Source organism: Treponema primitia ZAS-2, assembly GCF_000214375.1.
In the GTDB taxonomy this organism is placed as follows: domain Bacteria; phylum Spirochaetota; class Spirochaetia; order Treponematales; family Breznakiellaceae; genus Termitinema; species Termitinema primitia.
In genome coordinates, this window is the sequence record NC_015578.1 from 1,672,720 (window position 1) to 1,684,769 (window position 12,050).

10 protein-coding genes are annotated in these 12,050 nt (G+C 53.7%); 3 read left to right on the top strand and 7 right to left on the bottom strand.

Translation table 11 applies throughout. The features are described from left to right. Positions 1–12 precede the first annotated feature (12 nt). Together TREPR_RS07465 and TREPR_RS07470 are read left to right on the top strand one after the other, a co-directional pair. Positions 13–2,523: a penicillin-binding protein 1C gene (locus tag TREPR_RS07465; protein ID WP_201765767.1), complete on the top strand. Its 2,511-nt coding sequence runs from the start codon at positions 13–15 to the stop codon at positions 2,521–2,523. A gap of 146 nt (positions 2,524–2,669) precedes the next feature. Then, positions 2,670–4,439 carry a SwmB domain-containing protein gene (locus tag TREPR_RS07470; RefSeq protein ID WP_015707688.1) on the top strand — a complete coding sequence of 590 codons (1,770 nt, stop codon included), beginning with the start codon at positions 2,670–2,672 and terminating at the stop codon, positions 4,437–4,439. An 85-nt stretch (positions 4,440–4,524) separates the two neighbouring features. Here the strand turns inward: TREPR_RS07470 and amrS are convergent, their stop codons facing one another. Both amrS and TREPR_RS07480 read right to left on the bottom strand, forming a co-directional pair. Continuing rightward, complete coding sequence (gene amrS / locus TREPR_RS07475; RefSeq protein WP_015707689.1) at positions 4,525–5,544, bottom strand: AmmeMemoRadiSam system radical SAM enzyme; 1,020 nt, start codon at positions 5,542–5,544, stop codon at positions 4,525–4,527. After that, positions 5,541–5,918 carry a hypothetical protein gene (locus TREPR_RS07480; RefSeq protein ID WP_015707690.1) on the bottom strand — a complete coding sequence of 126 codons (378 nt, stop codon included), beginning with the start codon at positions 5,916–5,918 and terminating at the stop codon, positions 5,541–5,543. Before TREPR_RS07480 ends, amrS begins: the two co-directional genes overlap by 4 nt. Before the next feature lie 95 nt (positions 5,919–6,013). Between TREPR_RS07480 and nudC the strand changes: the two genes are divergently transcribed. Then, the gene (gene nudC / locus TREPR_RS07485; RefSeq protein WP_041611525.1) at positions 6,014–6,847 is read left to right on the top strand and encodes an NAD(+) diphosphatase; all 834 of its coding nucleotides are present in this window, start codon (positions 6,014–6,016) and stop codon (positions 6,845–6,847) included. Here the strand turns inward: nudC and TREPR_RS07490 are convergent. The 5 genes from TREPR_RS07490 to TREPR_RS07510 all read right to left on the bottom strand — a co-directional run bounded on the left by TREPR_RS07490 (position 6,844) and on the right by TREPR_RS07510 (position 12,036). Continuing rightward, a complete protein-coding gene (locus TREPR_RS07490; protein WP_015707692.1) occupies positions 6,844–7,194 on the bottom strand; it encodes a hypothetical protein in 351 nt (116 codons plus the stop codon). The two genes, nudC and TREPR_RS07490, sit on opposite strands and share 4 nt — an antisense overlap. A 50-nt stretch (positions 7,195–7,244) precedes the next feature. Further along, entirely contained in the window at positions 7,245–8,294 is a 1,050-nt protein-coding gene (locus TREPR_RS07495; RefSeq protein WP_015707693.1) for a tetratricopeptide repeat protein, read from the bottom strand. A gap of 29 nt (positions 8,295–8,323) precedes the next feature. Then, complete coding sequence (gene hflC, locus TREPR_RS07500; protein ID WP_015707694.1) at positions 8,324–9,304, bottom strand: protease modulator HflC; 981 nt, start codon at positions 9,302–9,304, stop codon at positions 8,324–8,326. Continuing rightward, positions 9,304–10,275 carry an FtsH protease activity modulator HflK gene (gene hflK / locus TREPR_RS07505; RefSeq protein WP_015707695.1) on the bottom strand — a complete coding sequence of 324 codons (972 nt, stop codon included), beginning with the start codon at positions 10,273–10,275 and terminating at the stop codon, positions 9,304–9,306. The genes hflC and hflK overlap by 1 nt, the downstream gene beginning before the upstream one ends. A 186-nt stretch (positions 10,276–10,461) precedes the next feature. After that, the gene (locus TREPR_RS07510; RefSeq protein ID WP_015707696.1) at positions 10,462–12,036 is read right to left on the bottom strand and encodes a P83/100 family protein; all 1,575 of its coding nucleotides are present in this window, start codon (positions 12,034–12,036) and stop codon (positions 10,462–10,464) included. Positions 12,037–12,050 lie beyond the last annotated feature (14 nt).

Consider the following 12,050-nt stretch of genomic DNA (forward strand, 5'->3'; position numbering starts at 1 on the left):
GTCCTGCTACTCATGTTTGCACTTTCACTGCCGGACTCGCTCTTTGAAGCGTATTATTCACCGGTCCTCTACGACCGTGAAGGAAAACTCCTGGGCGCCCGGGTGGCCCTGGATGGACAGTGGCGGTTCCCTGATGCTTCAGGGATGGGATTGAACGAAAAATTTATTGCCGCCCTTATTGAAGCAGAGGATCACCGCTTCAAATGGCACCCAGGCATTGATCCCCTGGCCATAGGCCGGGCCCTGGTTCAGAACATCCGCGAAGGGCGGGTGGTTTCCGGGGGCTCCACCATCACCATGCAGACCCTGCGGCTCATGCGGAAATCAAAGGGGCGGACGGTTTTTGAAAAAGCGGTGGAAGCAGTACTGGCCCTGCGGCTGGAAATAAGTCTATCAAAGGATGATATACTAAAACTCTATGCCGCCAATGCCCCTTTCGGTGCCAATGTGGTGGGCTTTGAGGCCGCTTCCTGGCGCTGGTTTGGCAGGGAAGGGGCGGAGCTTTCCTGGGCGGAGGCCGCAACCCTGGCGGTGCTTCCTAATAACCCTGCGCTTATCCATCCAGGCCGCAACCGGGATGGGCTGCGGAAAAAACGGGATGCTTTGTTGGGACGGCTCTACACCAAGAGGTTCTTTGACGCAGAAACACTAATTCTTGCTAAAGCTGAAAACTTGCCCGAGGAACCATTGCCCCTGCCCCAGCTTGCTCCGCATCTCCTTAACCGGGCAGTTGTGGAAGCCGGAGGGGTAGCGAATTTTGCAAGCGGCGCTAATGCCATGCATTCCCCCAGAATACAAACCACCCTGGACCGGACCATTCAGGAGCGGGCCCTGGGTATAATGAACCGGGCGGCGGATCGTTTTGCGGTGAATGGGATCATGAACGGCGCCTGCCTTGTCATGGACACCCGCAGCGGAGCTGTGGCGGCTTATGTGGGGAACGTGGATTCACCGCTTGCCCGTGATGTGGACATTATTCCCGCAAAGCGCAGTTCCGGGAGCCTGCTCAAGCCCTTCCTCTATGCGGCAATGCTGGATTCCGGGGACCTGCTTCCCAAAGGGCTCATCAGCGATATTCCTACCCGGGTGGGAAGCTACAGCCCGGAGAACATCACCAGGACCTATCTGGGGGCGGTTCCGGCGGATGAAGCCCTGGCCCGGTCCCTCAATGTTCCTGCGGTGCGTTCTCTCCGGATCTTCGGGGTGGACCGCTTTGCCCGACTGCTCCGCAGTATTGGTGTTTCTACTCTGTTTCGTCCTGCTGAAGAATACGGCCTACCGCTTATCCTTGGCGGCGCGGAAGTGACACTTTGGGAAATGGCCGCTCTTTACGGCGGCCTGGCCCGATCTGTGTACGCCCAGACGGACACCGGTGCGCGGGGAACTTCGTTGCAAGTAGCAGCCGAAGGGCCAGTCTTTTTTCCGCCCCGGGTCTTTGCCTGGGAAACCGCCGCAAAAATCCGCCGCCCCGTGGCCTCGGCTCAACAGGCCCTGTTCCCGGAAACTCGCGCTCCTGTGGCTGCGGCCCAGCGGCCCCTGTCCCCGGGCGCGGCTTGGCTCACCCTGGATGCCCTCACCTTTGTTGTGCGTCCTGGCGAGGAAGCCCATTGGCAGGAGTATGCCGGGAGCCGGCGTATAGCCTGGAAGACCGGGACCAGCTTTGGGTTTCGGGACGCCTGGGCCATCGGTGTAACCCCTCAATGGACCGTGGCGGTGTGGATAGGGAACGCCTCAGGGGAAGGCCGGGCAGAACTGCGGAGCGCCGTTACTTCCGCGCCGGTACTCTTTGAACTTTTCTCTGCCCTCGATTCGTGGCGAGGGTATGTACCCGAGTCCAATACCTCTAAAGAACAACCATACCCCAGCCGCTCTGCCTCCCTTGCGAAGCAAGTTCTTGGGTTGGTTGATTCTGTACCTTCCGGCGAGGACTGGCTCTGGTTTCCCCAGCCGGCGGATGATTTGAAGTCCCAGGAAGTCTGCGCATGGTCGGGCTATCCTGTGGGCCCCGACTGCGGCCCTGTCAAAACAGTATTACTGCCCCGGAACGCGCCGCCTCACCGGGCCTGCGAATATTGTCGTACCGTTGCCTTAAATGAGGCGGAGGATCGCCAGATACGGCCCGCCGGAAATGACGGCCGGCCGGTGGTCCTGAAAAAGCGCTTTGTCCTTCCCCCTGCGGAGGAATGGTACTACCGGCGCTGGCGGGCGGATTACAAGCCCCTGCCCCCTCCTGAAAACGATGCTGGCCAACTGCCCCTAGCCCTGTTTAACCCCGAACCCTTCTCCCGTATCTTTGTGCCCCGGGAGTTGGACGGCAGGGAAGGCCGGGTGGTTTTCAGCGCCGCCCACCGTGAGGATTCCGCCCTCATCCACTGGCACCTGGACGGCGAGTACCTGGGCAGCACCAGGGTTTTCCACGAAATGGAGGCCCGCCCCGCCCCGGGCTTTCATACCCTTACCCTGGTGGACGGGGCGGGAAATACCCTGACGCGCCGCTTTGAGGTGATAGACAATGGCACATAATTTTTTGTTACTAAAAAAGTAAAAATATTTTGAGAGGATTGCACAAATTTTCCGTATTGACTATGCTATTCCCATGCTTCCGGCAAGGGCAACTCCCAAGTGGGTTGCAGTTGCTGGGACATAAAAACCGCAAAGGAGTTGTTCACATGAAGAATAATAAGTTGATTGTAAGGGGAATGTTGGCAGTGTTACTGGCATCCGGTTTGGTTTTGTCGGGATGCGGTGATGACGGTTCAAACGATACACCATGGGCATACCTCCCTGACATCATCGCCCCAGTGGTAACAGGCGCTGTTATTGAAGATATCGAAAAAAATGTATTAAAAGTAAGCTTTAGCGAAGCGGTTACCGGGGTTTCAGCGGCGGACTGGACCGTTACCGGCAGCCCAAAAAATATAACCGTCAGCGGTGCTTCGGGCAGCGGCGCAAACTGGACGCTTACCCTGAGCCGCCTGGCAGTCAATGGCGAGAAGATTACCCTAGCCTATAGCGGAGCCACTGTTGTAGATGCGGTGGGAAACGCGCTTGCAGGGTTTACCGGCAATCCGGTAACCAACAACGCGGCAATAGTAGGCAGCCCATACGACCATACCGAGCCTCTGTTGGCTACCGCAGTTATCGCGTACGATGCGCCAAATATACTTATTCTTACCTTTAGCGAACCGGTTATCGGGGTTTCAGCGGCGGGCTTTACCGTTACCGGTAGTCCCGCAAATATAACCATCAACCGCGCTTCGGGCAGCGGTACAATCTGGGCGCTTACCCTGAGCCGCCTGGTAGTCAATGGCGAGGCGATTACCCTCGCATATAACGGAAGCGCAATTAAAGACACGGCGACTTCACCTCCCAATGCGCTTGCGGCGTTTTCCGACAAAGCGGTAACTAACCAGTTCGAACAAGTCATCAGCCCATTTACGGGGTTATATACCAGTGGAAATAAGACTATAAGCTTTAGTGATACAAATTGGGCCGTAAAAATTGGTGAAAATTGGTCTGATGGAAGTATCTATGTGGAGGGTATTATTAATGGTACTACTCCCCAATATGTTGTTAACGGAAATACTGCCACATGGACAGCAGTAGGAACAGGGTCAGGGCTGGGGGGAACTGCTACGCTCTCCGGCAATACCTTGACAGTATCAAGCGGCAACCCTGCCATAAACGGCACATACACTAAACAAGCCGGCGGGCCATTCCGTATAAAGGTTACCGGAATTCCTTCAAATGTAATTTCATTAATATCACAATATAATCCTTCGGCCAAAATTCGAGTTGGTATAAGTGAGCCAGGTTCACTTATACCAACTGACATAGGACATGTAATCGCCGCCAGAGATACAGATCCGGCTGGCTGGGGTGATATTATAGACGGTGATTCCTATGAATGCTGGATGTACGGTGGAGTCGGTGCAAGGGTATATTATTTTGGCTCCCCCGGGTATTATGATATAAGGTTTCTTGCTGAGTCGCTTTCAGTCTACAAATATAGGTCTATGGTACCATTGCAGATAAATGAAACTAATATCATCCCGTATAGTTCGTTTACAAATTTTACTGTCAGCCCAAAAACATTTGTTATAACAGGCATAACAGAAGCGCAAAAAACAGTCGGGCAGAGCGGGTTTATGATTGGCGTGTTTCGTGGCGGAACCACACCCGAGCAAGCTATATCGCAAATAAATTTGGTTGTGGGATTTGATGGAAGCGGAGACAATTTTTCAATATCAGGAGGATCTGCGCCTTATACGGCAACAATTAACAACCTGTATGCCGATTGGACCGGTATAAATACTTGTGACCTATATGCTATGCTGGGTTCCGGCGGCTCAATGAGTTATTATAGGAAGACAGGAGTAATATCTTCTTCGACATCAATAAATGTTAATATGGCAACTTTTGAACAAATAACATTTTAAAACGTATTGATCCTGGGTCCCCTGATAACCAGCTTGCGCGAAGGCAGGTTCTCGGGGGACTGTTTTTTATGGCTGCCGGCAGTGTTCAGTACCGTACCGGTGCGGCTTTACCGCATTGAGCGCAGTAGTACTGCTTTCCGCTTTCGACATCCCTCAATACCAGCCCTCCACTGTCTACCCTGTAGCCTTGACGATTTATCAGTACTGCGCCGCAGTGTTGGCAGACAGTATCGTTGTGTTCACCCCATATATTGCCGGTATACACAAAGGAAAGATATTCCCGGCCCATATGGGCAATTTCTGCCAGGGAGACAGGGTTAGTGGGAGGAGCGTTCCATTGATAGTCAGGGTGGTAGGCAGAAAGGTGCCAGGGTATTTCACGGGAAAAGCCGGAGAGGAATTCCGCGCAGAGCCGGGTTTCTTCGGCGCCGTCATTCAGGCCCGGGATGATAAGGGTTGTCACCTCCAGGTGGATGCCTGAGCTGTAAGCGGTTTTTATAAATTCCAGGACCGTCCTAAGTTTTCCACCTAGTACCTTTGCGTAGGTTTCTTCGGAAAAACATTTCAGGTCTATGTTGGCGGCATCCGTGAGGGGCAGTATTTCTGCGGCCGCTTCGGTATTGATACAGCCGTTACTGACCAGGATATTGGCGATACCTTCTTCCCGGCAGAGGGTCATGCAGTCCAGGAGGAATTCAATGTGTATAAGAGGCTCGGAATAGGTGTATGCTATCTGGGTAAAGCCCCCCTTCCGGGCCCGGGACAGTATTTCTGTAGGGGAAAGGCGGCGGCCCGGGGCATCCGTACCCTGGGAAATGTGCCAGTTCTGGCAGAATGGACAGCGGAGGTTGCAGCCTGCAAAGCCCAGGGACAGGATAGAAGAGCCGGGCCTGAAATGGTAGAGGGGTTTTTTCTCAATCGGGTCCTCAGCCATGGCAGTGATGAAACCGTAATAGGGGAGGTCGCCCTGGCCGTTGATGTTTTGCCTGACCCTGCATTGGCCGAAGGAACCCGGAGAGAGGACGCAATGCCGGGGACAGAGCCGGCATTCCAGGACCCTATCCCCGCTGTCGGTTTTTAGGGAAAAGAAAAGGGTTTTCCTCAACGAGGCTGGGCCTCGAAGAAACGTTCCTTGAGATCCTTCGTCTTATTGGCAAAGTGGAGGGGATCGTCCACTTCAAAGGGCTCCAGGATCACCCCGTGGGCGCCTTTTCTGATCCACAATTTTGCCAAGGGTACCCCTTCACCAGATTCGGTAACCGCCGAGTGTATATTCTCCATATAGAGAATGTCCTCCAGTTTGAATTCAATGATCTTCGGGTTATCCCCTAATGGATCGTAGAGGAGGATGAATTTGTTCTTCTCCGATGGATGCTGCCGGGGATATCCCGTAAAGGGTACACTATCCTTGGGGGCGCCCCCTGTATATTTGGTTATTTCATTGAGGGGTAATGTTTCCAGGTAGCTGATTATACTCATAGGTACCTCCGGCTATAACTATAAATCGGATGGTCTCCCTACGCAAGTTGTATAAAAGCCCTTTTTCAGGTACCATGAAAAAAATAGGGGGTTTTATGACAGCGACTACCGGATCCCTGGGGGCCTTTGTGTTCCAGGGATCAAATCTGATTTTTCCTGACAATATCGATATCTCGGCGGCCATTAACCCCCTGTCCCGGGATCTGGTTTTTGATGCCTTTGGCGGATCGGGTCTAACAAACCCAAGAAATTACTATGAAATTAAGACCGTAGATGGAACTGCTACAGTCACCGGTTTAATGCTGGAAATGGGTGATCTCCCCCCAGGTTGGAGGAGTCTTTCCATTCGGCAGGTCCTTGCGGAGGCGATCCATGGGCTGGTAACCGGGGATAGTGCTGGAGGGCTCTTGTTCCGCTCTTACCACCTCATGCAGTGGCGCCGGGATTCAGCCTATTGCGGCAGTTGCGGCAGTCTGAACAGCGATTCGTCTGAGGGGACGGCCCGGAACTGTCCGGTCTGCGGCAGGGTGGAATTCCCCCGCATATCCCCGGCGGTTATTGTGCTTATTACCAACGATAAAGACGAGGCCCTTCTGGCCCATAACGCCAATTTTAACAACGGGGTATACAGCCTTATCGCGGGCTTCGTAGAGGCTGGGGAAAATCTGGAAACAACGATAAAACGGGAAGTAAAGGAAGAGGTGAATATTGAGGTGGACCGGATACGCTATGCAGCCTCCCAGCCCTGGCCTTTCCCCAATTCACTGATGCTGGGATTTACCGCCCATTATACAGGAGGGGAGCTGAAACCCGATGGGACAGAAATCATTGATGCCCAATGGTTCAGCAAGGAGAGCATACCCACCCTGCCTGGCCATGGATCGGTTGCCCGGTATATTATTAACCGCTGGCTAAAAGGAGAAACTTAACTCTTGGGCTCCGCTAAATCTATAGTTTCGTCAGTCCAGCCGCCTTCAAGGGCATGGGTCGAACGGATGTAAACGGTTGCCGCCTGATCCCTGGTCAGATTCAGTTTAGCATTGCTGGTAAAACGCTGAAGCGCCCCTTCGGCGTCCTTAAAAGCGACGCTGTTCGCTGCCTGAAGGACAAATATCAAATCCAGCTTAAACCGTTCGGTATTTTCTTTTTCTGTAACTTCACCGGCCTTCTGATAGTCCGGGATGCTGATCTCTTTATACGCAGTTTTGTCCAGGTTTTGGGCATAAACCGCATTAAAGGCGATAAACAAAACAAATGCTAGGGCAAAACGTTTCATATAAATCTCCTTGAAATCATACTATAAACCATATTTGAAAACTATGCAACTCACCTTTTATCGTATATTTCTCCGTACTTTGTGTTGATCCGTACCGCCTGGTGGTAATCAATCTGCGCCTGGGCATATTCCCCCAGGTAGGAAAGGGCCTTGCCCCGGCTTATGTAGGCGGTGGCATAATTGGGGTTGATTTCGATGGCCCGGTTAAAGTCATCTATGGCCAGCCGGTATTCCCCGATATTAGCGTAGACCGCCCCCCGGTGCCTATAGGCCAGGGCCAGATTGGGGTTGAGCTTGATGGCTTCGTTATAATCCGCTATGGCCTTGCCGTAATCGCCTCTGTTGTTATAGGCTACACCCCGGTTACTGTAGGCCCTGGGAAGGTCCGGGCCGGCATTCAGGTTGATGGAGATGACCCGGTCGTAATCGACCTTTGCCCGATCAGGGTAGCCTACATCGTAGTAAATATTGCCCCGGTTGATCAGGGCTTCCACATAGTTAGGGTTGATCCGTATGGCCTGGTTGTAATCCGCCACTGCCTTATCGTACTCGCCCTTGTTGGCGTAGGCATCGCCCCGGCTGCCGAAGGCCTTGGCATAACCCGGTGAGAGGCGCACAGCCTGGTTAAAGTCCAGGATCGCCTGATCGTACTCTCCCTTGCGCAGGTGGATTTCCCCCCGGTTGCGGTAGGCCTTGGCGTAGTTGGGGTCCATGGTGATGGCCATGGTAAAATCATTCCGAGCCCGCTCATAGTCCCCGATTTCGGTGAAGAGCAGCCCCCGGTTGTTATAGGCAAAGGTGTAGTTCTGTTTGAGCCTGATAGCCTCGGTATAGTCCGCCATGGCCCAGGTGTATTCGCCCTTGATCACATAAACTACCCCCCGGTTATTGTAAGCCTCCGCATAATAGGGGTTGAGCCGTATTGCCTGATTGTAATACCCAATGGCCCGGTCATATTCCTTCCGGTCCGCAAAAATGATGCCCCGGTTAAGGTACTCATCGTAATTGAGGCTGTCCGCGAAGGCCCCCTGATACGCGGAAAGGAGCAGCAACAGTGTCAAGGGGAACACTGCATTTGGAATAGTTTTTCTCCTGGTCATAGAATCCTCCTTAAACATTTTCTATTCTGTTAGCGTCCCTGGGGTGAATAAAGGTATCTGAAATATTCCATATCCGTGGAAAGGGTCTTGTCAAATTTTGGGAGGGTACTCCGGTAGGATTCCACGGCTCGCCAGAAGTCGAAGAAGTTCCGGTCCCGGGAATAGGCTTCCGCATAGATACTCGCGGCTTCCGCGTCCGCAGTACCCCGGATGGTTTCTGCGGTTGCATAGGCTCCGGACAGAATGGACATCCGTTCATTTTCCATGCGTCCCATCCATTCGGCCTTTTTCCCTTCACCGTCGGACCGGAAGGCCTGGGCTATCTGGTTTCGTTCCTTGATCATCCGGGCGTAGACACTCTGGGTCAGCTCATCGGAATACCGGATCTGCCGGATTACCACATCGATAAGTTCAATGCCGTATTCGGGAACCATCTTCCGGGACCGTTCCAGGATTTCTTCCGCCAGGGCCCGGCGCCCCCGCTGTATGGGTTCCCTGGACCCTGCGGACTGGATCAGTATGGGCAGATCGATCTGGGTGTTGTCCCCAATGCCCAGGCTGTCCGCATTGTCCGCCTGTTCCAGGATGATGTTGGAATTCCGCACCGTTTCCCGGAGGTAATTTTCCGCAACCACGGTCCGTACTTCCGAATCAATAACCTCCGCCAGTTTTGAATAGGCCAGGTTGATGCTTTTAATGGATTCGTAGAATTTCTGTGGGTCCGCAATTCTCCACCGGGCGGTGACATCCACCCAGATATACTGTTTTTCCCGGGTGGGCATGTTCTTCTGTTCTCCGTCCCAAGCCATGATTCGTTTGGGGTAGCGTACCACCTGATCAATAAAGGGTGTCTTTATGTGGAGCCCTGCATCGGTGATCACGTTCACCAGCCTTCCCATCTGGACCACCACCGCCTGTTCCCCCTCATCTACCACGTAGATGGGGCCTGCCATGAGTATTCCTATCACCACCACTGCAATGATTATTAGTACCACCATTGATTTTTTCATTACCTTGCCCCTCCTGAAGAACGGGAAGCATTAAGATCCCGCAGGGGGAGGAAGTTGTTAAAATTCCGGTCGATGATCACCGTTTCGGTATCATCCTTGAATACTTCTTCCATCATTTCATAGTAGAGCCGCTGCCGGGTAACATCCGGCGCCTTGCGGTATTCTTCGTATACCGAGTTAAACCGGGCTACATCGCCGTTCGCTTTGTTGATCCGTTCCGCCTCATAACCTTGGGCAATCTGGATGAGCCGGTCCGCCTCGCCCTTGGCCCGGGGTATTTCGGCGTTGTAAGCCTGCTGGCCCTCGTTGATCAGCCGGTTCTGGTCCTGTTCGGCTTTGTTCACGTCGTCAAAGGCCTCCTGAACCCCTGCGGGGGGATCGATATTCTGGAGTTTTACGGCGATCACGTCGATTCCCAGGCCGTAACCCCGGAAGGTCTCGTTCATAAAAGCTGCACCTTCGTTTTCAATGGTACTGCGCTGGCTTCCCATGATGTCCATAATTGGCCGATCCCCCACCAGCATATTGATCGCCGACCGGGACACATCCCGGATAGTTTCGGTGCGTTCCATTACATTGAACACCCAGGCCATGGGGTCGGTGATTCGGTACTGGATGATCCACTCCACTTCAATGATATTGAGGTCCCCGGTGAGCATGGTAGATTCGTTGGTGAGGTTTGAGTAAGTGGAACTCACCCCGCTCCTCAGGGTCCTGAAACCAAACTGTTCGGTTTGTACAGTAGTAACGTTAACCAGGTACTGATGGTCTATGCCGAAGGGCAATTTAAAATGAAGCCCCGGCCCGTAGATGGCGTTGAACTTCCCGAACCGGGTAACCACAGCCTCTTCGGTCTGGTCCACGATATAAACACTGGTGCCCAAAAGGCTCACCACCACAATCCCCACCACAACGAGGATCACCGTCACGGGGTTCATAAATTTTGAAACCCCCGGGGTTACATTCTGCATATTGCTCTACTCCTCTAAAAAGGGCGGCGCAGCCGCCAGTCAATCGGAAGTGTTACGAAGTAACACCTACTCCTCTAAAAAGGGCGGCGCAGCCGCCAGTCAATCGGAAGTGTTACGAAGTAACACCTACTCCTCTAAAAAGGGCGGCGTAGCCGCCAGTCAATCGGAAGTGTTACGAAGTAACACCTACTTCCTTTCGGTCAGGTCCTTTGCATTGAGAAGCACCGCCTGACCTTCGGTGTTCTGGGTAATAATAAGATCATCCTGGAAGGTTACGGTGGCAAAGGGATGCACCGTTACTGTTGACCGGGCCTGTCGGGCCAGCTCCGTATTGTACCTGCCTAAGTAGAGGCCACCGGGCGCGGAGCTGATGGCGTAGATATCCTGCCCGTTTATCCAGAGGAGGCTCTGGGGGTGGATATCGTCTTCCCCCTGTTTAATCATTTCCAGGGTAGCGGGGCTGATCTCCACCAGCCGTATGGCGCCATTGCCCCGGTCCTCCCCGGCCACGGCCAGTATCTTTCCCTCCATGAGGGTGAAGGTCCGGGCGTTTATGCTGTTCAGCGCCGAGCTTTGCAATGTCGTTCCGGAATCGATCTGTAGTTTTACTATTCTTCCAAGGGCAGAGTTGGGGCTTTCCAGTTTTATCCCCAGAACACCCTGGGGCGCCTGGGCTGCTTGCTGATTGATGAGCCCCTGCTGATCCTGGGCTATGTCCTGCCGTTCCTGCTGGGCTTCGGCAGCCTTCTGTTCGGCGAACTCTTCGGTTTTTTCAGCTTCCTGGCGCTGCTCATCCAGTTCCTCTTCCTTCTGGGCGATCTCTTCATCCTTCTGGTCCGCCTCAGCCTCCCGGGTGTCCAGTTCCTTCTCTGCGGCCTCCGCTTCTTCGGGGCTAATCTTCCCCGCTTCCTGATCTTCTTTTAATTGCTGCCGGTCTTCGGCTATCTGCTGGCGTTCCTGCTGATTCTGCTGCCTATCCTCGGCTACCACTTTTTCATCATTGGCGATGGCTTCCCGCTTGGCAGCGGCGGCTTGTTCCGCCTGTTCCGCCTCCCGTTCCTTGATGTCAACCATGCCCTGGCGCTGGGGTATGCCCTTGTCATCGTCCTGGCGCAGTTCGCCTATCACATCATTCTCTGTGAGGGTGGAGGTATCTATGGCGCTGAGGGATCCGGGCATGGCGGTTTGCAGGGGAATCACAATCAGGGAACGGCCGGGCCATTCGTCATATCGTGTGGAAAGCCCCGCCTTTTCCCGGGTCAGGTTCCCAATCACCGGAGTCTTATACCGGCGGGTAAAAAAGTCCCAGTTTCCCCGGAACACCGCATTGTAGATAGTGATATATTGGGCCAAAAGGGCGGCGTCCCGCTCGCTGTAATCGTAGGCCCCTTCAAGGTAGCCCTGGATGATCAGCCGGAGATTGCGGATATGGTCCACCCCTGCATCAGGGCCCAGCCCCAGGATATCCGCATCAAGTTTGTCCCCCTCGGGATCGCTCACCGAGTGGATCACAAAATACCGGGCAGAAGTGCCAGTGGTGGAATCCCCGGCCCGTATGGCCTGGCCTGCGGTAAACCCGATATTCCGTATCTGGGCCCGGGTTTCTATCCGGTCTTGGGGCCCTTCGTAGTTGATGAAGTTTATCGGCTCCTGGCTGGTGGACAGTTCCTCCGTATCGACCTGTGAAAAGAGGGGAGTACCGGAACCCAGAATTAAAATAATGGAAAAGAAAAGCAGGTATCTGGCGCCGGGGGTCTTCATGTGATTTCTCCTTA